The organism is Streptomyces durmitorensis (genome assembly GCF_023498005.1).
Lineage (GTDB): Bacteria > Actinomycetota > Actinomycetes > Streptomycetales > Streptomycetaceae > Streptomyces > Streptomyces durmitorensis.
In genome coordinates this window covers 1,214,709-1,235,537 of the sequence record NZ_CP097289.1, presented here as the reverse complement: position 1 = coordinate 1,235,537, position 20,829 = coordinate 1,214,709, and the positions used below count along the sequence as shown (strand labels likewise).

The 20,829-nt window shown below is 70.1% G+C and carries 20 protein-coding genes and 1 pseudogene; 15 read left to right on the top strand and 6 right to left on the bottom strand.

The window, feature by feature from the left end; genetic code table 11:
• The first annotated feature begins 66 nt into the window (after positions 1 to 66).
• Positions 67 to 768 carry a hypothetical protein gene (locus M4V62_RS05855; RefSeq protein WP_249586149.1) on the top strand — a complete coding sequence of 234 codons (702 nt, stop codon included), beginning with the start codon at positions 67 to 69 and terminating at the stop codon, positions 766 to 768.
• Positions 769 to 777: 9 nt separating this feature from the next.
• Here the strand turns inward: M4V62_RS05855 and M4V62_RS05850 are convergent, their stop codons facing one another.
• The 3 genes from M4V62_RS05850 to M4V62_RS05840 all read right to left on the bottom strand — a co-directional run bounded on the left by M4V62_RS05850 (position 778) and on the right by M4V62_RS05840 (position 2,310).
• Positions 778 to 1,392: a flavodoxin family protein gene (locus tag M4V62_RS05850; protein WP_249586148.1), complete on the bottom strand. Its 615-nt coding sequence runs from the start codon at positions 1,390 to 1,392 to the stop codon at positions 778 to 780.
• Positions 1,393 to 1,468: 76 nt separating this feature from the next.
• On the bottom strand, positions 1,469 to 1,987 hold the full coding sequence (locus tag M4V62_RS05845; protein ID WP_249586147.1) for an SRPBCC family protein: 519 nt from the start codon (positions 1,985 to 1,987) through the stop codon (positions 1,469 to 1,471).
• On the bottom strand, positions 1,984 to 2,310 hold the full coding sequence (locus tag M4V62_RS05840; RefSeq protein ID WP_249586146.1) for an ArsR/SmtB family transcription factor: 327 nt from the start codon (positions 2,308 to 2,310) through the stop codon (positions 1,984 to 1,986). Before M4V62_RS05840 ends, M4V62_RS05845 begins: the two co-directional genes overlap by 4 nt.
• A gap of 166 nt (positions 2,311 to 2,476) precedes the next feature.
• Here M4V62_RS05840 and M4V62_RS05835 point away from each other — a divergent pair, with 166 nt between their 5' ends.
• The 3 genes from M4V62_RS05835 (at position 2,477) to M4V62_RS05825 (ending at position 7,962) form a co-directional block, all read left to right on the top strand.
• Entirely contained in the window at positions 2,477 to 4,819 is a 2,343-nt protein-coding gene (locus M4V62_RS05835; protein WP_249586145.1) for a GH92 family glycosyl hydrolase, read from the top strand.
• A gap of 196 nt (positions 4,820 to 5,015) precedes the next feature.
• Positions 5,016 to 6,389, top strand: coding sequence for a wax ester/triacylglycerol synthase family O-acyltransferase (locus M4V62_RS05830; protein ID WP_249586144.1), 1,374 nt, complete (start codon positions 5,016 to 5,018; stop codon positions 6,387 to 6,389).
• Positions 6,390 to 6,459: 70 nt separating this feature from the next.
• Entirely contained in the window at positions 6,460 to 7,962 is a 1,503-nt protein-coding gene (locus M4V62_RS05825; protein WP_249586143.1) for an SDR family NAD(P)-dependent oxidoreductase, read from the top strand.
• A gap of 3 nt (positions 7,963 to 7,965) precedes the next feature.
• On the opposite strand, the pseudogene M4V62_RS05820 reads toward M4V62_RS05825, so the two are convergent.
• Positions 7,966 to 8,787: pseudogene (locus tag M4V62_RS05820) on the bottom strand (SDR family oxidoreductase).
• A gap of 307 nt (positions 8,788 to 9,094) precedes the next feature.
• Between M4V62_RS05820 and M4V62_RS05815 the strand changes: the two are divergent.
• The 8 genes from M4V62_RS05815 to M4V62_RS05780 all read left to right on the top strand — a co-directional run bounded on the left by M4V62_RS05815 (position 9,095) and on the right by M4V62_RS05780 (position 15,816).
• The gene (locus M4V62_RS05815; RefSeq protein WP_167828876.1) at positions 9,095 to 9,268 is read left to right on the top strand and encodes a hypothetical protein; all 174 of its coding nucleotides are present in this window, start codon (positions 9,095 to 9,097) and stop codon (positions 9,266 to 9,268) included.
• Between the two features lie 126 nt (positions 9,269 to 9,394).
• Complete coding sequence (locus M4V62_RS05810; RefSeq protein ID WP_249586142.1) at positions 9,395 to 10,381, top strand: YihY/virulence factor BrkB family protein; 987 nt, start codon at positions 9,395 to 9,397, stop codon at positions 10,379 to 10,381.
• Between the two features lie 113 nt (positions 10,382 to 10,494).
• Positions 10,495 to 10,935, top strand: a complete 441-nt coding sequence (locus M4V62_RS05805) for a phage holin family protein (protein ID WP_425574964.1) — start codon at positions 10,495 to 10,497, stop codon at positions 10,933 to 10,935.
• On the top strand, positions 10,932 to 11,366 hold the full coding sequence (locus tag M4V62_RS05800) for a DUF3618 domain-containing protein (protein WP_249586141.1): 435 nt from the start codon (positions 10,932 to 10,934) through the stop codon (positions 11,364 to 11,366). The genes M4V62_RS05805 and M4V62_RS05800 overlap by 4 nt, the downstream gene beginning before the upstream one ends.
• Positions 11,363 to 11,629 carry a DUF4235 domain-containing protein gene (locus tag M4V62_RS05795; protein WP_249586140.1) on the top strand — a complete coding sequence of 89 codons (267 nt, stop codon included), beginning with the start codon at positions 11,363 to 11,365 and terminating at the stop codon, positions 11,627 to 11,629. Before M4V62_RS05800 ends, M4V62_RS05795 begins: the two co-directional genes overlap by 4 nt.
• 141 nt (positions 11,630 to 11,770) lie before the next feature.
• Positions 11,771 to 13,657 carry a glycoside hydrolase family 20 protein gene (locus M4V62_RS05790; RefSeq protein WP_249592705.1) on the top strand — a complete coding sequence of 629 codons (1,887 nt, stop codon included), beginning with the start codon at positions 11,771 to 11,773 and terminating at the stop codon, positions 13,655 to 13,657.
• 15 nt (positions 13,658 to 13,672) lie between these two features.
• Complete coding sequence (locus M4V62_RS05785) at positions 13,673 to 15,319, top strand: alpha-L-fucosidase (RefSeq protein ID WP_249586139.1); 1,647 nt, start codon at positions 13,673 to 13,675, stop codon at positions 15,317 to 15,319.
• 98 nt (positions 15,320 to 15,417) lie between these two features.
• Positions 15,418 to 15,816 carry a Cif family virulence factor gene (locus tag M4V62_RS05780; protein WP_249586138.1) on the top strand — a complete coding sequence of 133 codons (399 nt, stop codon included), beginning with the start codon at positions 15,418 to 15,420 and terminating at the stop codon, positions 15,814 to 15,816.
• 40 nt (positions 15,817 to 15,856) lie between these two features.
• On the opposite strand, the gene M4V62_RS05775 is transcribed toward M4V62_RS05780, so the two are convergent.
• On the bottom strand, positions 15,857 to 16,099 hold the full coding sequence (locus M4V62_RS05775; protein ID WP_249586137.1) for a hypothetical protein: 243 nt from the start codon (positions 16,097 to 16,099) through the stop codon (positions 15,857 to 15,859).
• Between the two features lie 179 nt (positions 16,100 to 16,278).
• A complete protein-coding gene (locus tag M4V62_RS05770) occupies positions 16,279 to 17,295 on the bottom strand; it encodes a LacI family DNA-binding transcriptional regulator (RefSeq protein WP_249586136.1) in 1,017 nt (338 codons plus the stop codon).
• Positions 17,296 to 17,570: 275 nt separating this feature from the next.
• Between M4V62_RS05770 and M4V62_RS05765 the strand changes: the two genes are divergently transcribed.
• From M4V62_RS05765 to M4V62_RS05755, 3 genes are all read left to right on the top strand, one after another.
• Positions 17,571 to 18,854: an extracellular solute-binding protein gene (locus M4V62_RS05765; protein WP_249592704.1), complete on the top strand. Its 1,284-nt coding sequence runs from the start codon at positions 17,571 to 17,573 to the stop codon at positions 18,852 to 18,854.
• Between the two features lie 23 nt (positions 18,855 to 18,877).
• Positions 18,878 to 19,825, top strand: coding sequence for a carbohydrate ABC transporter permease (locus M4V62_RS05760; RefSeq protein WP_249586135.1), 948 nt, complete (start codon positions 18,878 to 18,880; stop codon positions 19,823 to 19,825).
• Positions 19,826 to 19,947: 122 nt separating this feature from the next.
• Positions 19,948 to 20,793 (top strand): carbohydrate ABC transporter permease, encoded by an 846-nt coding sequence (locus tag M4V62_RS05755; RefSeq protein WP_249592703.1) that lies wholly within the window; start codon positions 19,948 to 19,950, stop codon positions 20,791 to 20,793.
• Positions 20,794 to 20,829: the final 36 nt, after the last annotated feature.

Here is a 20,829-nt window from a genome sequence, read left to right as displayed (position 1 = left end):
TCCGGCCCGGTGGGCCGGAGCGCTTAACCCGTGGACGCGGGCCCGCCCGCTTGGCACGATCGCCCGGTGATCACCGAGAACGAGTGGGCAGGGGCCGCGGCCCGCAACAACGCCGAGTGGTGCGACGCGGTCTGCCGCACGCACGGACTGCGGGGGGAGTTCGGCGCGGGGATGTGGAGCAGCGCGCGCCGGACGCCGCCGCTGTATCCCGATGCCGTGACGCTCACCCCCGACGCGTCGGCGGCCGACCTGGTGGCCCGGATCGACACGGCGTCACCGGGCTGCTCCGTCAAGGACAGCTTCGCCTGCCTCGATCTGGATCCACTGGGCTTCGAGGTGCTGTTCGAAGCCCAGTGGATCCACCGGGAGCCGGGTCCAACTCCCGTTGCGGCACACCTCAATTGGGAGCAGATCAAGAGCTCCGAGTCCCTGCCCGCGTGGGAGACCGCGTGGAACGACGGCGAAGAGGGCACAGGCCTCTTCCGCCCGGGGCTGCTGTCCGACGGCACGACGTTCCTTGCCGCCTACGCCGAGGGGCGGATCGTGGCAGGCGCCATTGCGAGCCCCGGCGCGTCGGTGGTCGGTGTCTCGAACCTGTTCACTTCGGCCGACGAGGAGTCCGCCTGGGCGGGCTGCCTGGCGGAGGTCGCCCGGCTCTGGCCGGGCCTGCCCGTCGTCGGATACGAGAGCGGCGAGAGCCTGGACGCCGCGGTCGGTCAGGGGTTCACGCCGGTCGGACCGCTGCGGGTGTGGCTGCACACCGGCTGACGCGGGGTCTCAGGCCGCTGCGGCCCGCCCGGCCCGCCCCGCGAGGAGCTGGGCCGTCACCTCGGCCACCCGGCCGCCCAGATGCCGGCAGGTGAGCACGTCGGACTTGTGCACCTGCTCCGCCGACACGTCGGTGTCCGTCTGCGCGCCGGCCCCGAGGAAGAACCCGAGCCGGTTCAGGTCCTGCTCGCTGCTGGTGGAGCTGTTCCAGCCAGGAAAGAGACCGAGGTTGACCCAGTGCATGTGGTGCTGGGCGGCGAGCACGGAGAGGGACATCAGCGCGTGCAGCTTGTCGCCGCTCTTGGAGCCGGAGTTGACGAACCCCGCGGCGACCTTGTCCCGCCACGCGCCGGTCATGCAGCGGCGCGAGGAGAGCTCGGCGAAGGTCTGGAAGCCCGCCGAGACGTTGCCCATGTAGGTGGCGCTGCCGAAGATGATGGCGTCCGCCTCGTCGAGGACGGTCCACTGTTCCTCGGTGATGTGGTCGACGGCCAGCGTGGTGACCGTGGCGCCCGCCAGGCGAGCGCCCTCGGCCACCGCGTCGGCGAGGGCGGCGGTGTGCCCCCATCCCGAGTGGTGGGCGACGATGACGCCGGGCCGGTTGATGCCTAGGGCAGCGGACATGATGTGACTCCTCGTGTGTCCGGGTCCGGTGTGGTGAGAGCAGGTCGGGTCGGTCGGGTCGGTCGTGTCGGCCTGGTCAGGCCCGGTAGGCGGGGGCGACTTCCGCATAGCGCTCGCGCCACCCCGGGACGCGCGTCCCGGCCAGGTGCGCGGCGAGCCGATCGAGGTACGCGTGCGTGCCGGGCCCGTACTCCTTGGCGTTGGGCACGCTCAGGCCGCGGTGGGTGAAGGTGAGCACCGTGCCTTCGCCGTCGGGCGTCAGCTCGTAACGCACCACGCCGTCCTCGGCGAGGGCCTGCTTCCACTCGTGCTCCAGCACGTGCGGCGGATCCCAGACGAGGATCCGGCCGGTCATCCGCTTGTCCTGGACGGGGTTGGCCGGACCCGTGGGCACCATGTCGATGACACCGCCCGCGCGGCCCTCGACGAGTGTCTTGCCGAACCAGGCGGCCCGCTGCTCCGGGTCGGCGATGGCGGACCAGACCGCCTCGACCGGATAGGGCAGGTGCCGGACGAAGGTGAGGACGGTCTGCCCTCCGTCGAGTGCCAGTTCCCCTGCCAGTTCCCCTGTCGGTTCCCCGAGGTGATTGCTCACGACGGTCCCTCCGCTTTCTTGTGCGTGCGCGCCAAGTGCTGTTCCAGGGCGCCGAGATGGTCCGCCCAGTAGCGGCGGTAGCGGCCGATCCACGCGTCGACCTCGGCGAGGCCGTCGGGGCGCAGCGCGTAGATCCTGCGCTGCGCGTCCGCGCGCACCTCGACCAGGCCGACCTCCCGCAGCACCCGCAGATGCCGGGAGACGGCGGGCTGGGTCAGCTCCGGGAGCAGCGCGACCAGCTCGCCCGCGGACCGCTCACCCTCCGCGAGCGCGTCGAGCAGGGCCCTGCGGCTCGGCTCGGCCACAGCTTCGAACACGTCCATGGATCGAGTATCACGCGTTGCTTATATAAAGGCAAGCTGATGCGAGGCGGCCTTCAGTGGCGCCCCTCGATGGCGGCCCCCAGCCCCTTGACGCGTGCGACGGGACCCCCGAAGAATGATCGCGTTCCGTGCGTTGACAACGTTGTCCAAGGAGGCGTTCCCACCCATGAGATGGACCCAACGGCTACGCGGTACGGGGGTGGCGGTGGCCGCGGCCGCGCTCCTCGGGGGAGCCCTCGCCATACCGGCGGCCCAGGCCGCCCCGGCAGGCGACGGTCAACTGACCGACCTGGTCAACCCGTTCATCGGCACCGAGAACGAGGGCAACACCTATCCCGGAGCGGCCGTGCCCTTCGGCATGGTCCAGTTCTCGCCCGACACCGGGCACAACACCGGCTACGACCACTCCGACACCCACATCCGCGGCTTCTCGACTGTCCATCTCTCCGGCGTGGGTTGCGGGTTGGGCGGCGATCTGCCGGTGCTTCCCACCACGGGTGACGTCAAGGAGACGGACTACGCCAAGTACGCGGCGGAGTTCAGTCACGACGACGAGAAGGCGAGCCCCGGCGCGTACAAGGTGGGCCTCAAGTCCGGCATCGACGCCGAGCTGACCGCGACTAAGCGCACCGGCGTGCAGCGCTACACCTTCCCCGCCACCGACAAGGCCAACGTCCTGCTCAACGCGGGCCAGTCGCTGCACAAGACGGGCAGTACCAAGGTCGAGATCCTCGACAGCCGCACGGTCCGCACGGCGATCACCGGCAGCGGCTTCTGCCAGGACACCAAGCCGTACACGGTCTACACGATCACCCGCTTCGACCGCCCCTTCACCACGTCGGGCACCTGGAAGGGCGACACCGTCACCGCGGGCTCCAAGACGTCGTCGGCGGGCGAGGAGCGCAACGGCGCCTACGTCCGGTTCGACACCTCCAAGGACCGCACCGTCGAGGCGACCACGGCTCTCTCGTACGTCGACGCCAAGGGCGCCGCGCTCAATCTCCGCGCGGAGGGCGGGCGTTCGTACGACCATGTGGCCAAGGCGGCCCAGCGGGCATGGGAGGACCGGCTCGACGACGTGAAGGCGCAGGGCGGCAGCGAGACCGTGCGCCGCACCTTCTACTCGTCCCTCTACCGTTCCTTCCTCGCGCCGAACATCGGCAGCGACGTCGACGGCCGGTACACGGGCTGGGACCAGAAGGTCCACCGGGCCAAGGGGTTCACCTACTACCAGAACTGGTCGCTCTGGGACACCTACCGCACCCAGGCCCAGCTCCTGTCCCTGCTCGCGCCGCACGAGTCCCGCGACATGGCGCTCTCCGTCCTGAAGATCGACGAGGAGAGCGGCTGGCTGCCCAAGTGGGGCTACGGCACGGTCGAGACGAACATCATGACCGGCGACCCGGTCACCCCCTTCCTCACCAACGCCTACCAGCAGGGTCTGCTGAAGGGGCATGAGGAGGAGGCGTACCGCGCGCTGAAGAAGAACGCCGACGGTGTGCCGCCCGCCGAATCGGCGCCCGTGGGACGCGAGGCCAACAAGGAGTATCTGAGCGACGGTTTCGCGCCGTACATCAAGGGCCGCCCGCACGCCAAGCCCGGCGACTCGGACTACGACCACGGCGCTTCCGCGACCCTGGAGTACGCCCTCTCGGACGCGATGCTCGGGCAGATGGCCGGTGAGCTGGGGCACGACGCCGACGCCAAGCGGTACGCGGAGCGTGCGCAGAACTACCGGAAGATCTTCGACGCCTCGACCGGGTTCTTCCGTGCGCGGGACAAGGCCGGTGCCTTCACCGGGCCCGCCGACCCGGCCAAGAGCGAGGGCTTCCACGAGGGCACGTCCTGGCAGTACCAGTGGCTCGTCCCCCAGGACCTGCCCGGCATGGTCGACCTCATCGGCGGCAAGCAGGCCACCAATGACCGCCTGGACTCCTTCTTCGCCTACGAGGAGCTCCTGAAGGACCCGGCGAAGACCGCCCGCGAGGTATGGGTCAACGGTCCTTACGACTACTACAACGCGGACAAGTACAACCCGCAGAACGAGCCCGACCTCATCGCCCCGTACACGTACCTGTCGACGGGTCAGCCGTGGAAGACCACCGACGTGGTGCACGCCGCGCTCACCCTCTTCACGGACACCCCGACCGGCATGACCGGGAACGACGACCTCGGCACCATGTCCGCCTGGAACGTCCTGTCCTCGATCGGCGTCTTCCCGGTCCAGCCCGGCACGGACACCTGGGGTCTGTCGACACCCGTCTTCGAGCGCGTCGACCTCACCCTCGACCGCCGCTACTACCCGAAGGGGCGCCTCACGGTGAAGGCGCCGGGCACGTCGGACACCGCCCGGTACATCCAGTCGGCGCGCGCGGACGGCGCCGACTACGGCAAGACGTATCTGACGACCGACGACATCCGTGACACCCGCGAGCTCTCCTTCACGGTGGGCGACAAGCCCTCGGAGTGGGGTACCTCGGAGCAGGCGGCGCCGCCCGCACTCAAGTGACGTACGCCGACCGACGGTGAAGTGACGTAGGACATACGCCACTTGCGCACCACAAGGCCCGCCCTTCCCAGAGGGGCGGGCCTTAATCTGTTGTTAACTGTGCGTAGCTTGATCGTACTTGACCGTAGTCGCGCAACGGCGATTGACTGCACGTTCACACCATCCCCCGCATCGTCCTCGACGCGAGAGCAGACCGTTGAAGCCGCTTAAGCCCGAGTCCTCCGACCTGCTCGCACCCCTCGACCTCGCCTTCTGGAACATCGAATCCGCCGAACACCCCATGCACCTGGGTGCCCTCGGCGTCTTCGACGCCGATTCGCCCGGCGCGGCCGAGCGAGCCGCCCAGCTCCTCGCCGCACGCGCTGCCTCCGTGCCCGGACTGCGGCTGCGGATCCGCTCGGTCTGGCTGCCGGTCGGCGGGGCCGTCCGCGCCGCCGCGTCCGCCTTCGACCCGCTGGACCACGTCCGCCTCGCCGAGCCCGTGCGGGACTTCCACGCGGCGGCGGGCGTGCTCATGCAGCGCCCTCTGGAGCGCGGCAGGCCGCCGTGGGAGGCGCATGTGCTGCCGGGCGACGACGGCACCTCCTTCGCCGTGCTGTTCAAGTTCCACCACGCGCTCGCCGACGGGCTGCGCGCCCTGATGCTCGCGGCGGCGGTCATGGACCCCATGGACCTGCCCGCCCCGCGTCCCGCGCCCGTGGGGCCCGAGGCCTCGGGGTGGTCCTGGCTGCCCGACCCGCGCAAGCTGCCGGGCCTTGTCCGCGCCACCGTCAGCGACGTGGGGCAGGCACTGGACATCGGCTCGTCGGTCGCCCGCGCCACCCTGGGCGTACGGTCGTCCGCCGCCCTCACGTCCCGGGCCACCGGCACGCGGCGCACCGCGGGGGTCCTGCTCGACCTGGACGACGTGCACCGCGTGCGCAAGACCGTGGGCGGCACCGTCAACGACGTACTGATCGCCGTGGTCGCCGGAGCCCTGCGCCGCTGGCTCGACGAGCGGGGCGACGGCAGTGAGGGCGTGGAGCCGCGCGCCCTGGTCCCCGTCTCCCGGCGCAGGCCGCGCGGCGCGCAGCCCCCGGGCAACCGGCTCTCCGGGTATCTGGTCCGGCTGCCCGTGGGCGAGCCCGACCCGGTCGCGCGGCTGCGGACGGTGCGGGCCGCCATGGACCGCAACAAGGACGCGGGCCCCAGCCGCGGCGCCGGCGCGGTCGCCCTGCTCGCCGATCACGTGCCGTCGCTGGGCCACCGCATCGGAGGACCCGTCGTCGCACAGGCCGCCCGGCTGCTCTTCGACATCCTCGTCACCAGCGTCCCGCTGCCCAGCCTCGGCCTGCGACTCGGGGGCTGCCCGCTCGCCGCCGTGTACCCCTTCGCGCCGCTCGCCCAGGGGCAGGCGCTCGCCGTCGCGGTGTCGACGTACCGGGGCCGGGTGCACTTCGGTCTGGTCGCGGACGCGGCCGCCGTACCCGATCTGGATGTTCTCGCGCGCAGCGTGCGGGAGGAGCTCGCGGGGCTCGTCGAGGCGTGCGTGAACCGTCCTCGTTTGGTAGAGGGGGCCCTCGCTACGTAAAGTTCTCTTCTTTGGAGCTTCCGCGGTCACCCAGACGAGCCGCGGCATGAGTGACGCGAGGACAGCGGCGATGACGGTGACAGAGGACAGCCTGGAGGCTGCCGGTTCTGCCGAGTATGGCCCCGGCATCGACCCCGACCGGCTCGCCGTCTGCCTCAGCGTGCTCGATGAACTGGACAAGCTCGACGTCGACCACCCCGACGCGATCGCGGTGCGCCGCGCCACGGCCGGGATCTACCGGACCGTGAAGCAGCGCCGCCGCCAGGAGCGGAGGGCCGCCAAGACTGCCCACGACAAAGCCGTCACTGAAGCCACCGCCACCGGCTCCGCCGAGCGGATCGACGACGAGACCGAGGGCCTGCTGCCCTCGTCGCAGACCGACGAGGGCCGGCTCGCGGGGATACTCCAGCGCCCGCGCTCCTGCTACACCTGCAAGACCCGGTACGTGGAAGTCGACTACTTCTACCACCAGCTCTGTCCGGACTGCGCCCGTCTGAACCGGTCCAAGCGCGACGCCCGCGCCGACCTCACGGGCAAGCGCGCGCTGCTCACCGGAGGCCGCGCCAAGATCGGCATGTACATCGCGCTGCGCCTGCTGCGCGACGGAGCCCACACCACCATCACGACGCGCTTCCCCAAGGACGCCATCCGCCGCTTCAAGGCGATGGACGACTCGGCGGACTGGCTGCACCGCCTTGAGGTCGTCGGCATCGACCTGCGCGACCCGGCCCAGTCCGTCGCGCTCGCCGAGCAGGTCGCCGCCGCGGGACCGCTCGACATCCTGATCAACAACGCGACGCAGACCGTGCGCCGCCTGCCCTCCGCGTACGCCGCCCTGGTCGAGGGCGAGAGCGCGCCGCTGCCTGCCGGGGAGCTGCCCGCGCACGCCGTCATCGGCGACTTCAACTCGGGAGCGGTGGGTGTTCTCGGCGAGAGCGCCGCGCTGCCCGCGGGCACCAGCGGCCTGGACGCGCAGCAGGTCGCCGACCTGGCCCTGGTCGCGGGCAACGCCAGCGTCGCCCGGCACCTGGACGGCACGGCCATCGACGCGGGCGGCCTGGTCCCGGACGTCGTCGACAGCAACACCTGGGTGCAGACCATCGAGCAGATCTCCCCGGTGGAGCTCCTCGAGACCCAGCTGTGCAACTACACCTCGCCGTTCATCCTCATCAGCGCGCTGCGCTCGGCGATGGCCGACGCCGCGAAGAAGGCGTCGAGCGGCCGTGCCTACGTCGTCAACGTCTCGGCGATGGAGGGCGTCTTCGGCCGCGGCTACAAGGGCGCGGGCCACCCGAACACGAACGCGGCCAAGGCCGCGATCAACATGGTGACGCGGACCAGCGCCCAGGAGATGTTCCAGACCGACGGCATCCTCATGACCTCGGTCGACACCGGCTGGATCACCGACGAGCGCCCGCACTACGACAAGCTGCGCCTCGCCGAGGAGGGCTTCCACGCCCCGCTCGACCTGATCGACGGCGCGGCCCGCGTCTACGACCCGGTCGTGTGCGGCGAGGCGGGCGAGGACCTGTACGGCGTCTTCATGAAGGACTACGCACCCGGCAAGTGGTAGCCGTCAGGCCTCGCCGGTCGCCGACGACCGCAGCCGGTCGTGCACGGCGTACGCGGCGGTGCCGGCCGCCGCGCGCACCCTGGTCCCGCCGTCGACGAGGAGATCGGCACCCGTCACCCATTCGGCCGCATCCGAGACCAGTCAGGTGACGGCCCGCGCGACGTCCTCCGGTGCGCCGATGCGGCCGAGCGGCAGGCTCGCGGCGAGCTGCTCCTCGGCGCCGTCCCACACGAAGCGGGCCATCTCGGTGCGGACGAGGCCGGGGGACACGGAGTTGACCCGCACCAAGGGTGCGAGTTCGCCCGCCAGTTGCGCGGTCAGGTGCAGGAGCGCCGCCTTGCTGGTGCCGTACGCGCCCACGTTCGGGCCCACATGGGATGCGCCCTCGGTGCAGATGTTCACCACCGCGCCGCCGTGCTCGCCCATCCAGGCCCGCCAGGCGAGCTGCGTCAGGTGCAGCGCGGCCTCGACGTTCACGGTGAAGGCGGCGCGCCACCGGGTGAGGTCGGCGTCCATCAGCGGGCCGTAAGGGGCGTTCGTCGCGGCGTTGTTCACCAGTACGTCGAGCCGCCCGAACGCGCTCATGGCGAGGGCCACGCTTGCCTCCGCCCGACCGGAATCGGCCACGCCGCCCGCGCATCCGAGGGCCTCGGCGCCGTCCGCGCGCAGTCCGGCCACCGCCGCCTGAAGGGCGCCAGGGTCGCGGGCGGTGATGACAAGGCGATGTCCGGACTCCGCGAGGGCCCGCGCGACGGCGAGCCCGATCCCTCGCGAGGCTCCGGTCACCAGAGCCACCGCGCCCTCCCGTGCCTGCGCAGAAGTCATCTCCGTACGGTCCCATGGAGGCCTGGAAAGGCCCATGGGCCCGACCCGTTGAGGAGATTCCGGCCCGTCGGCCACCCCCACACCGTCATCAACTGTCTGAAATCCACCCCTTCGGCGGAACCCATAGAGCGCGCGCCCGCTCATTTGGTTAATCTGAGGCCAACGGACGGCCTTCAGGGGATCCACAAGCGCCCCTCAGCCGCCCCGGGACAGGCTTGCAACCGTGGCCGCGATCCCGCCCGAACAACGGCGCCACCGCGACCGAAATGCCCTTGTCCTTCCGTTACGCGACACAAAGGAGTGCGCGGTGACACCAGATTTGACGAAGCAGGAAAAGCGACCGGCGGAACGAGGCGGCGAGCGGGCCGGCAGGCCACGCAAGCTCAGCAACCTGGACTCGTGGGCGAAGGCGGCACCGATCCGCCTTGCCGGCTACGAGGACGACCTCGCGGAGCCGCACATCCTCCCCGGTATCGACTGATCCCTCCGCTTCGCCGCGTGCCCCCTGCCGACCCCGGCAGGGGGCACGCGGCGTGTGCGGCGGTTGTGCGAGGAGTGGCGCGGGCCCGAACGCATGGCCGGGCGGATGCGGGTTACCCCGGGGAGTATGAACGGGACATCGGATGCCGAGCGCAGCGCGGACCGCGCGCCGGAAGAACTGACGCAATTGTCGAAGCGGTCCTGGCGGGCCGTGCTCACCGGCGTGATCCGCGAATTCCAGGACGACGAGCTGACCGACCGGGCTGCGGCGCTGACCTACTACGGCGTGCTGTCGCTGTTCCCGATGCTCCTGGTGCTGGTCTCCCTCCTCGGCGTCGTGGGGAAGTCCGCCATCGACTGGCTCCTCGAGACGCTAGAGGAGCTCGCGCCGGGTTCGGCCCGGGACATCATCGGCGACGCCGTGCGGCAGCTGGAGGGCCGGGGCGGCGTCGGCTCCCTCATGGCGGTGGTCGGCATCGTCCTCGCGGTGTGGGCGTCCTCCGGGTACGTGGGGGCGTTCATCCGCACCGCCAACGCCGTGTACGACATGCCCGAGGGGCGGCCGGTGTGGAAGGTGCTTCCGGTCCGGGTGGGCGTGACGCTGGTGCTCCTGACGCTGGCGGTCGTCAGCGCGCTCATCGTGGTGTTCACGGGCGGCATCGCCGAGACCGTGGGGTCGGCACTGGGCGTCGGGGACGCGGCACTGACCGCGTGGTCGATCGCGAAGTGGCCGGTGCTCGTCGTGCTGGTGACCTCCATGATCGCGCTGCTGTTCTGGGCGACGCCGAACGTGAAGGGCCGCGGTTTCAAGTGGATCACCCCCGGCAGCGTGGTCGCCTTGGTGATCTGGCTGATCGCGTCGGCCGGATTCGCCTTCTACGTGGGCAACTTCGGTTCCTACAACAAGACCTACGGCGCGCTGGCCGGAGTGATCGTCTTCCTCGTGTGGCTGTGGATCAGCAACATCGCGATCCTGCTCGGCCTGGAGTTCGACGCGGAGCTGTCGCGTCAGCGCGCCATCGCCGGTGGCCTTCCCCCTGAGGAGGAGCCCTACGTACCGCCCCGCGACACCAGCGCGTGGGACGAGCAGGACCGGCGGCGCATGGAGGAGTGAACACCGGCCGACACCGGCCGCCCCCGCCGTCCGGCAGGACCGCGCCCCTCGACCATGTGCCGATCCCGGAGATCGGGGTACCCGGCCGCAGAACAGACAGGAGGTTGATGACGATGGCCCAGACAGACCCGCACACCACAGGCCGCGACAGCGGCGGACGGACCGCCCCCGCCAGTGAGCCGGTGGGCGATCTCGTGCAGCGCGCGTCGCAGCAGCTGACGGAGCTGGTGCGCGGCGAGATGCGTCTGGCGCAGGCGGAGATGAAGGAGAAGACCAGGCGCTACGGCAAGGGCAGCGGGTTGTTCGGCGGAGCCGGTCTCGTCGGCTTCCTCACCCTGCAGGCTCTCGTCGCCACCGCGATCGCGGCGCTCGCCGTGCCGCTTCCGGTGTGGGCGGCGGGGCTGATCGTCACCGCCGTCCTCGGTCTGATCGCCGCGGTGCTTGCCATGACCGGCAAGAAGGAAGTCGGCCGGGCCGCCCCGCCGATCCCCGAGCAGGCCATCGACGGCGTGAAGGCCGACGTCGCAGAGATCAAGGAGAGTGCACAGCGATGAACCAGCCCGACAAGCACACGGCCGGCCCCGGGGAACTGCGCGCCAAGGTCGAGCAGACCCGCCAGGACCTGGGGGAGACGGTGGAGGCACTGGCGGCCAAGGCTGACGTCAAGGGCCGCGCGCAGGACAAGGCGGTCGCGATCAAGGGCCAGACGGCCACGAAGGCCGCGGAGCTCGGTGGGCAGGCGATGGCGAAGGCCACCGAGGCAGCCCATGTGCTGCAGGACAAGGTGCCCGACCAGGTCAAGGAGAAGGCGGCCGCCGCCACCGGGCAGGTGAAGGCCGCGGCAGGACAGGCGACGGAGGTGTGGCAGGACAAGGCACCGGAGCAGGTTCGCAGCCGCCGCACGGCCTTCCTCGCGGGTGGCGCGACGCTGGTGGTGGCGTACGTACTGGTGCGGCGCAGGCGCAAGCACGGGAGCGCGGTGTGAAGGCATCGAAGATCGCCTACAAGCCGGTCGGCATGGCGCTCGGCGCGCTGGCCGGTGTGGCCGCGGGCGGGCTGTTCAAACAGGCGTGGAAGGTGGCGGGACACGACGAGGACGCGCCCGACGCCACCGACGAGCACCGCAGCTGGGGCGAGATCCTGCTCGCGGCCACCTTGCAGGGCGCGATCTTCGCCGTGGTCAAGGCGGCCGTCGACCGCGGCGGCGCTGTCGCCACCCGTCGGCTGACGGGCACCTGGCCCGGCTGAGCGGCATTCGGCTCGACCGACAAGCGGCCCGGAATTCATCCGATGGGTCGGTGCGCGGCAGCGTAAATGTCCAAGTCTCTGCCGCGTGCAATGCATTGACACCCTCACGGGGCGCTTGAATCATCGGATGTCATGACTGACATGCGCATGACGCTCGCGCCCCGTGCGCGGCTCCGCAGGCTGAGAGGCGCCGCAGTGGCCCTGCTGCTGCTCGCGGCGCCCGTCCCGGCGGCTCAGGCCGCCGGGGCCCCGCAGCCCGCATCGGACCCGCCCCGCACCGTCCCCGCCCTCGCCGACTGGACGCCGGGCAAGGGGAGTTACACCTACGGGCCCGGCACCCGGCTCGTCGCACACGGGCAGGCGGCACGCGAGGTCGCCCGCACCCTCGCCGACGATCTGCGCGCCGCGGGCGAGGGCAGGGTGCCGGTCACCGGCGGCGCACCGCGCGACGGCGACATCGTGATCGACGTCGCTCCCGCGCGTAAACCCCTCGGCGCCGAAGGGTACGAACTGCGCGCGGGCGAACGCCTGGAGATCACCGGCGCGACGGAGACCGGAGCCTTCTACGGGACCCGTACCCTCCTCCAGCTCCTCGCCCGGAGCGACCGTATCCCGGCCGGACGCACGGTCGACGTGCCCCAGTACAAGGAGCGCGGGGTGGGCGTCTGCGCCTGCTACATCCACATCTCGACGCCCTGGCTGGAGAACCTCGTACGCGACATGGCGTACAACAAGCAGAACCAGCTGCTCCTCGAACTCAAGGTGAAGAGCGACAAGCACCCCGAGGCCAACAGCTGGGGCTACTACACCAAGAGCGAGATACGCCGTCTCGTCGCGCTCGGCGAGAAGTACCACGTCACGATCATCCCGGAGATCAACTCGCCCGGCCACATGGACCCTTGGCTGGAGAAGCGCACCGACCTCCAGCTCACCGACTCCGACGGCAAGTCGCAGCCCTCGCGCCTCGACGTCACCAAGGACGAGGCCTTCGCGTACTACACGAGCCTCATCGACGAGTACGCCGAGGTGTTCCCCGCGAAGTCGTGGCACATGGGCGCCGACGAGTACATGCTCGGCTCGGACTTCGCGAAGTACCCCCACGTCCTGGAGTACGCGAAGAAGAAGTACGGCGAGAAGGCGACGCCGCAGGACGCCTTCGTCGACTTCATCAACCGGGTGCACGCGTACGCGGCGGGCAAGGGCAAGCAGCTGCGCATCTGGAACGACGGTCTGACCGGCGCGAACACCGTGCCGGTCGCGGCGGGCACGAGCGTGGAGCACTGGCTCGACGTGAAGACGAAGCCCAGCCAACTCATCGGTCAGGGCTATCCGTTGCAGAACGCCGCCTACTCCCTCTACCTCGTCCGCGGCGGCTTCCACACCGACACCAAGGCGCTGTACGACAAGGCGTGGGACCCGCGCAGCTTCGAGGGCGAGAAGCTCGCGTCGTGGGACGGCATCACCGGGGCGAAGATCAGCCTGTGGCCGGACAACGGCAAGGGCGAGACCGAGAACGAGGTCGCCGCCTCCATGGCGATGCCGCTCAGCCATGTCGCCCAGGTCACCTGGGGATCGGCGCACCCGGACCCGACGTACGCCGACTTCAGCGCACGCGCCAAGTCCGTGGGACACGCCCCTGGTTGGCGGGACCTGACGAAGCCGTCGGTGGCGGACGGAACGTACACCCTGCGGGACACCAAGGGGCATGCGGAGCCCGCCGCCTACGAGGTGAAGCGCACCGCGGACGGCTACGTCACGCTGAAGTCCGCGGCGGACGGCACCTGCCTGGAGACCCGCAGCGGCAAGATCACGCTCAACGTTCCTCTGGAGCCCGGCAGTTCGGTCACGCGGGAGTCGTGCGACGCGGCCAACACCTTGCAGCGGTGGCAGCTGGAGAAGGCGGCGGGCGGATACCGGCTGACGAACGCGATCACGCGGATGTCCGTGCACGTCGCCGATGACGGGCGGCTCCAGCAGTACCCGGCGGATCAACGGACGCCGGCGACTTGGACCTTGACCAACGGCTGATCGGATCCCACACCCATGACTGTCAGCAGACGTCTCTTCGTGACCGCCGCCGTCACCACGGCGGTCGCCGCGTCGAGCAGTTCCCTCGCGCTCGCGGCACCCGGCCCCGCGGGCACGGCCGCCGCGGCCGCTCCTGAACCGCCCTACCGCATCCCGATCAGCTCCAAGGACTCCCCGGACGAGGTCGTCGCCAAGGCGTCCCAAGTCCGGCCGACGGAACGGCAGATCGCCTGGCAGCGCCTTGAGCAGACCGCGTTCCTGCACTTCGGGGTCAACACCTTCACCGGCCTCGAATGGGGCACGGGCGACGAGGACCCCGACGTCTTCCAGCCGTCGGGACTCGACACCGACCAGTGGGCGCGGGCCCTGCGCGACGGTGGCTTCAAGCTCGCCATCCTCACCGTCAAGCATCACGACGGCTTCGTGCTCTACCCCTCGCGCTACACCAGGCACAGTGTGGTGAGCAGCAGTTGGCGGAACGGAAAGGGCGACGTACTGCGCTCGTTCGCCGACTCGCTGCGCCGGTACGGCATCAAGGTGGGCGTCTACATCTCGCCCGCCGACGAGAACCAGTACCTGCACGGCGTCTACGCCAACGGCAGCGCGCGCTCGCCGCGCACCATTCCCACCCCGGTGGAGGGCGACGACCGGTCGGGCGCCGCCGCCGTGCGCTCCTTCACGCTCGACGCGACCGACTACGGCGCGCACATGCTCAACCAGCTCTACGAGGTGCTCACCGAGTACGGGCCGGTCGACGAGGTGTGGTTCGACGGGGCGCAGGGGCGCATCCCGCCGGAGAAGGTCGAGACGTACGACTGGGACAGCTGGTACGCGGTCATCCGCGCCCTGGCGCCGAACGCGACGGTCGCCGTGCGCGGGCCCGACGTGCGGTGGGTCGGCAACGAGGGCGGACTCGCGCGCGAGAACGAGTGGAGCGTCGTCCCCGTCAAGGACTCGGGGAACGGGAGCATCGACTACGCCCTGAAGTACGACGCGCCCGACCAGGGAAGCCGGGATGCGCTCGCCGATGCGCGAGCGGTCGCCCAGTACGTGCAGTGGTGGCCGGCGGAGTGCGACGTCTCGATCAGGCCCGGGTGGTTCCATCACGAGGACGAACAGCCCAAGTCCGTCGAGCAGTTGACGGACATCTGGTTCCGCTCGGTGGGCCGCAACTCCGTGCTGCTCCTGAACATCCCGCCGGACCGGCGGGGTCTGCTCCCGGATGCGGACGTCGCGCGGCTGCGGGAATTCCGTGAGCGGATCGGGCGTGAGCTGCCGGAGGACCTCGCGCGGGACGCGCGCGCCCGCGGTGACGGCCGCCGTCCGTCGTACGCGGTCGACGGCGACCCGGACACGGCATGGGCCTGCCCCGCGCCCTCCCGGGGGACGCTCACCGTCGACCTTGGCCGGGCGCGCGAGGTCGACCGGATCCGGCTCGGGGAGGACATCCGGCGGGGGCAGCAGCTGGAGCACGCGGTGATCGAGGCGCGGGTGACCGAAGGGGCCGGCTGGTCCGTCGTGACCGGGGTGGACACGGTGGGGGCGAGCCGGGTCCTGACGCTGGCCACGCCGGTACGCGCACGGGAGTGGCGGCTTCGGGTGACGGGGGCGCGCGGGGCGGTACGCCTCGCGGAGTTCGGCCTGTACCGGTCGCGGGTCTAGGGGCCCTCCGGGAGCCGCGCACGTCGACGACGGTCGCGGCTCCCGGCACCCCGGGGCTCCGAAGTCCCGTACACAGCAGCAGTGTTAGCGTCACGACCATGTCCAAGAGTGAGATCGACGCCGTGACCGCCGAGTTCTTCGGCGCCTTCGACAACGTGGGCGGCAAGGCAGCCGACGTGGCCCGCATCCGCCGCCTCGTCATCCCGGGTGGCGTGATCGTCATGACCGGCCCGCAGTTCACGGTCTACACGGTGGACGAGTTCATCGAACCCCGCCAACGGCTCCTGAGCGAGGGCCGGTTGGTGGAGTTCTCCGAGTGGGAGACCTCCGAACGGACCGAGATCGAGGGCGACATCGCCGCACGGTTCGGCGCGTACCGCAAGTCCGGGACTTTGGACGGCGAGCCGTTCGAGGGAGGCGGGACGAAAACCATTCAGTTCGTCCGCACCCCGGACGGCTGGCGGATCGCCGCGTTCTCCTGGTACGACACGCCCTGACCGCTGCCGCGACCGACACGGCTCCGTTTCCGCGGGTTCTCTAGGGCCACTCGACCTCGCCGTTCCGTACGGTCAGGGCGTCGGGCCGGTCCTCCTCGTGGAACCTGGTCCATCCGACGTGGACGGAACCGTCGAACCGCTCGTGGTGCCCCCGGGCCTCGGTCGCCAGCCAGGCGAGCAGCTCGCCGACGCGGTCGAAGCCGTCCGGGTGGATCTCCTGCCGAGCGGTCAGGGCCCAGCCCTCTTCGCGCCGGAGCAGCACGGAGGTGAGAGCGCCGCCCACCTTCAAGGCCGTGTCGTGACACCCCAGGAGCGGCCGAGATGCCACCGGAGTTCGGCGACCTCGTCCGCGGTGACGTCGTCACGCAGGTCCATCGCGATCGAGAGTTCGTAGATGTCCGCCATACCGGAACCCTACGGGCGGGGTACGACACTCGAGCCTGCCCACCGGACCGTGGCGGCTCAGGCCCCGGCGATCCGCCCGGTGCTCTCCCGTTCGATGAGTCTGGGCAGGGGTACCTGGACCGTGGCCGCGGGGCCGTCGTCCAGGAGGGACAGGAGTTCGCGGGCCGCGGTCCGGCCGAAGGATGTCGTGTCGCGTGAGAGTGCCGTCAGCCATGGGTGCACCATCCGGCAGAGCGCCGAGTCCTCCCACGCGATCACCGATACGTCCGCCGGCACGGTGAAGCCGAGCGAGGCCGCCGCTGCGACCCCGGCGACGGCCATCACGTCGTTGTCGTACACCAGAGCCGTCGGCGCTGACGCGGCACGGAGCACACGCCGTGTCACCGCGGCGCCCTCCGCGTCCGAGTAGTCCGTGGTCACCGAGCGGACCTCGGAGAGGTCGCGGCGCTGGGCCTCGGCCCGCAGCGTCCGGATCCGCCGCTCCGTGTGGGCGAGGCCGGGAAGGCCCGCGATGTGCACGATGCGGCGGTGCCCGAGGGCGTACAGATGGTCCACGATCGACGCCATCGCGCCCGCGTCGTCCGCCCAGACGGTGGAGAGGGCGGGGTGGTGCGCCTCCGGATCCGGCACGCCGCCCGTCACCACCGCGGGCAGGCCGAGATCGTCGAGGAGCGCGGGGCGGGGGTCGTCCGTGCGCGGGTCCACGACCAGGACGCCGTCCACCCGGTGCTCGGCCCACCACCGCTGGTAGACCGCGCACTCGGCGGTCACGTCCTCCACCACCTGGAAGAGCAGGCCCAGTTGACGCTCCGCCAGAACCTCCTGGATACCCGAGATCAGCTGGAGGAAGAAGGAGTCGACGCCCAGCGTCCCGGCGGGCCGGGCAAGGACCAGACCCACCGTCGCCGAGCCCTCACCGGACAGAGCGCGCGCCGCCGTGCTCGGGTGCCAGCCCAGCTGTTCGGCGACCCTGCGGACCCGGTCGCGGGTGACGTCGGAGACTCCGGGCCGGTCGTTGAGCGCGAAGGACACGGCGCTCTCGGAGACTCCGGCGCGGCGTGCGATGTCCTTCATGGTCGGCCTGCGTGCCGGGGACCGCTTGCCTTGCACCGGTGTTGCCCCTTTCCTGTGGTGCGCATACTAATGCGCTTGAGCCCGACCACTCTAAAGCGCATTAGTCGATCGCCGCAAGAAGTTCAACGTGCCGCTCTGACCTGCGCAGTTGATGGGGCCGATAGAGATTGTTCAACGAATCCATTGACTTTTTACCGGAGTTCCATGCAGGGTCTGCCTCACGCTGGGCCGAGCAAAGGAGCCGTTTCACCGTGCGCATCTCCCACCACCCCCGCATGCCCCGAAGGGCAGCCGCCGCTGCCGCCGTCCTCGCCGTGCTCCTGCCGCTGAGCGCCTGCGGCGACGGAGGTGACGGCGGCGGCTCGACCGACGCCTCAGGCAAGATCGAGGGCGAGATCACCTTCCAGACCTGGAACCTGAAGGCCAACTTCAAGTCGTACTTCGAGGACGTCGTCGACGGCTTCGAGAAGAAGTACCCGGGCACGAAGGTGAACTGGGTCGACCAGCCCGGCGAGGGCTACGCAGACAAGATCAGCGCCGACGCCGCGGCCGGCACCCTGCCCGACGTCGTGAACGTCTCGCCCGACCTGGTCGCCCCGCTCGCCAAGGCCGGTCTCGCGCTCGACCTCGACAAGGCCGCGGGCAAGTACGAGAAGGAGTACCTGCCGGGGGCGTGGAAGAGCCACCAGATACCGGGCACGGAGGGGACGTACGCCTTCCCCTGGTACCTGAACACCGGGCCGCTCTTCTACAACAAGCGGATCTTCAAGGACGCGGGTCTCGACGCCGACAAGCCCCCGACGACGTACGACCAACTCTTCGACGACGCGCTGACGTTGTCGAAGGAGAGCAAGGGCAGGACCGCCACGCTCGCGAACGTCCCCACCATCGAGGACTTCGGCCGCTACGGCGTCCCGCTGATGGACAAGGAGGGGACCAGGTTCACCTTCAACGGAGCCAAGGGCGTCGAACTCCTCACCAAGTACAAGAAGTTGTACGACGCGAAGGCCCTGGACCGGCAGGCCCTCACCGCGACGCCCGAGTCGACGGGGAAGAAGTTCCTCACCGAGGCCGTCGCCATGAACCCCGGAAGCGCCCTGGACCTCGGCAAGTTCAAGAAGGACGCGCCCGGTCTCTACAAGAACATCGGGATCACCCCGCAGATCACCAACACCGGCAAGGACAACATGTACGTGATGGGGGTGATGGTGAACACCCGCACCAAGCAGACGCCCGCCGCCGTGGCCTTCGCCCACTACGTGACGGACGCGCAGCACCAGATGTCCTTCGCCAAGAAGGTGGCGATCTTCCCCAGCACGCAGGGCTCGCTCGACGACCCGTACTTCACCAAGCAGGACGGCACCGATGACACGCGCGTGCGTGTCGCCGCCGCCAAGTCCATCAAGACCGCGGTGAATTACACGCCCGTGCTGTTCAGCGAGCAGATGAAGATCGAGCTGCGCAACGGCGTCGCGCGGGCGCTGCAGGGCAAGGAGAGCCCCAAGGAAGCGCTTGACAACGCTGTCAAGAACTGCGACCGGCTCCTGAAGCAGAGCTGAGAAGACGACACGGGACCACCGCCATGAAAAGCTCAAGCGCCGCCACCGTTCCCCGTGCCGCCGCCGAAGACGCCGCCGACGACCGCGGTCCTCGCCGCCGCATCCGGCGTCAACTGGCTTCCAGCCCCTGGCTGTTCGCCGCCCCCGGGCTGCTGGTCGTCGGCATCTTCATCCTCTATCCGTTCGTCAGCACGCTCATCAACTCCTTCACCGACAAGCGGACCCTGATACCGGGGGAGTACGTCGGCCTGGACAACTTCCGCGAGCTGCTGCACGACGACATGTTCTGGATCGGGCTCCGCAACTCGACGCTGTACGTCGTCGGGGTCGTCCCCGCGCTCGTCCTGCTGCCGCTGCTGCTCGCAATGCTCGTCCAGAAGCACATCCCCGGCATCACCTTCTTCCGGCCCGCCTTCTACACGCCGGTGGTCGCGTCCATCGTCGTGGTGGGCCTGATCTGGGTGTGGATGCTGGATGAACGGGGCCTGGTCAACGCGGTGCTTGAGGCGGTGGGGGTCGGCTCGGTCGGCTTCCTCAGCGATCAGTGGCTGCTCCTGTTGAGCGCCATGGCCGTCACGGTCTGGAAGGGCCTCGGCTACTACATGATCATTTACCTGGCGGCCCTGGCCAACGTGCCGCGCGAGCTGCACGAGGCCGCCTCGGTGGACGGCGCGGGCGCGGTGCGCCGCTTCTTCACGGTCACCGTCCCCGCCGTGCGCTCCACGATGGTCCTGGTCGCCGCACTCTCCTCGGTCGCCGCCTTCAAGGTGTTCTCCGAGGTCTACCTGATGGCCGGACCCAACGGCGGTCCGGCCGGCGAGGACACCACGCTCGTGATGCTGGTGCAACGCGTCGGCACCGGCCTGACCGGCCGCGTCGGGTACGCGTCGGCCATCTCGGTCGTCGTCTTCGTCGTCACCGTCGCGCTGATGCTGCTCGTGCTGCGCGCGGACCGGAAGGAGGACGCGTGAGCACCGCGACGGACACGCGCGAGACCGAGCAGACGGCCAAGTCGAAGGCGAAGGCGAAGGCGAAGGCGAAGGCGAAGGCGGAGGGCAAGGTCCGCAAGGCCGGGGCCCGCAAGCGGGGGCGGATCACCGACGAGAACGGCCGCCGGATGCCCGTGTGGGAGATCGTCCTGCGCTACGCACTCCTGCTCGGCGTACTGGCGCTGATGATCGGCCCCTTCCTGTGGCAGCTGTCCACCTCCCTGAAGGGCCCGCACGAGAACATCTTCAGCTCCCCGCCCAAGTTCCTGCCGGGCAGCCCGACCCTCCACAACTACGAGCGGGTCGCCGACACCATCCCCGTCTGGGACTACGCGCTGAACTCCCTGAAGGTGGCCGCCGCCAACGTGGTGACCAACTGCGTGGGCGCCACGCTCGCCGGCTACGCCCTGGCGCGCCTGCGCTACCGGGGCCGCAGGGCCGCCACGGTCGTCTTCGTCCTCGCCATGCTGGTGCCCGTCGAGGGCATCATCATCGCCCAGTTCACGACCATGCGGGAGCTCGGCCTGAACAACACCCTCATCGGTGTGCTGCTGCCCGGCTGCGTCTCGGCCCTGAACGTCCTGCTGATGCGCAACGCCTTCCTGAACCTGCCGTACGAGATCGAGGAAGCCGCGTTCGTCGACGGCGCGAACGTGTGGCAGCGGTTCCTGCGGATCGCCCTGCCCGCGGTCAAGGGCACGCTCGCCGTGGTGGCGATCTTCGCCTTCATGGGCGCCTGGGACGACTTCCTGTGGCCGCTGATCGTGCTGAGCGACCCGGACAGGTTCACCCTGACCATCGGCCTGAACTATCTGCACGGCACCTTCGCCAACGACGAACGGCTCGTCGCCGCGGGCACGGTCATCGCCGTGCTTCCGCTGATCGTGCTCTTCGCCTGTCTCCAGCGGTACTTCTTCCGTGGGGTGGGCGAGGGAGCGGTGAAGGGCTGACGCCGCCTTCCGCCGCCTCCCACCCGTCCCCGTACA

Coding starts and splice junctions, on each gene's coding strand:
- M4V62_RS05835 (WP_249586145.1), top strand. CDS start 2,477: ATGAGATGGACCCAACGGCTACGCGGTACGGGGGTGGCGGTGGCCGCG.
- M4V62_RS05760 (WP_249586135.1), top strand. CDS start 18,878: ATGAAAAGCTCAAGCGCCGCCACCGTTCCCCGTGCCGCCGCCGAAGAC.
- M4V62_RS05800 (WP_249586141.1), top strand. CDS start 10,932: ATGAACCAGCCCGACAAGCACACGGCCGGCCCCGGGGAACTGCGCGCC.
- M4V62_RS05780 (WP_249586138.1), top strand. CDS start 15,418: ATGTCCAAGAGTGAGATCGACGCCGTGACCGCCGAGTTCTTCGGCGCC.
- M4V62_RS05805 (WP_425574964.1), top strand. CDS start 10,495: ATGGCCCAGACAGACCCGCACACCACAGGCCGCGACAGCGGCGGACGG.
- M4V62_RS05825 (WP_249586143.1), top strand. CDS start 6,460: ATGACGGTGACAGAGGACAGCCTGGAGGCTGCCGGTTCTGCCGAGTAT.
- M4V62_RS05850 (WP_249586148.1), bottom strand. CDS start 1,392: ATGTCCGCTGCCCTAGGCATCAACCGGCCCGGCGTCATCGTCGCCCAC.
- M4V62_RS05770 (WP_249586136.1), bottom strand. CDS start 17,295: ATGAAGGACATCGCACGCCGCGCCGGAGTCTCCGAGAGCGCCGTGTCC.
- M4V62_RS05810 (WP_249586142.1), top strand. CDS start 9,395: ATGAACGGGACATCGGATGCCGAGCGCAGCGCGGACCGCGCGCCGGAA.
- M4V62_RS05785 (WP_249586139.1), top strand. CDS start 13,673: ATGACTGTCAGCAGACGTCTCTTCGTGACCGCCGCCGTCACCACGGCG.
- M4V62_RS05765 (WP_249592704.1), top strand. CDS start 17,571: ATGCCCCGAAGGGCAGCCGCCGCTGCCGCCGTCCTCGCCGTGCTCCTG.
- M4V62_RS05790 (WP_249592705.1), top strand. CDS start 11,771: ATGCGCATGACGCTCGCGCCCCGTGCGCGGCTCCGCAGGCTGAGAGGC.
- M4V62_RS05840 (WP_249586146.1), bottom strand. CDS start 2,310: ATGGACGTGTTCGAAGCTGTGGCCGAGCCGAGCCGCAGGGCCCTGCTC.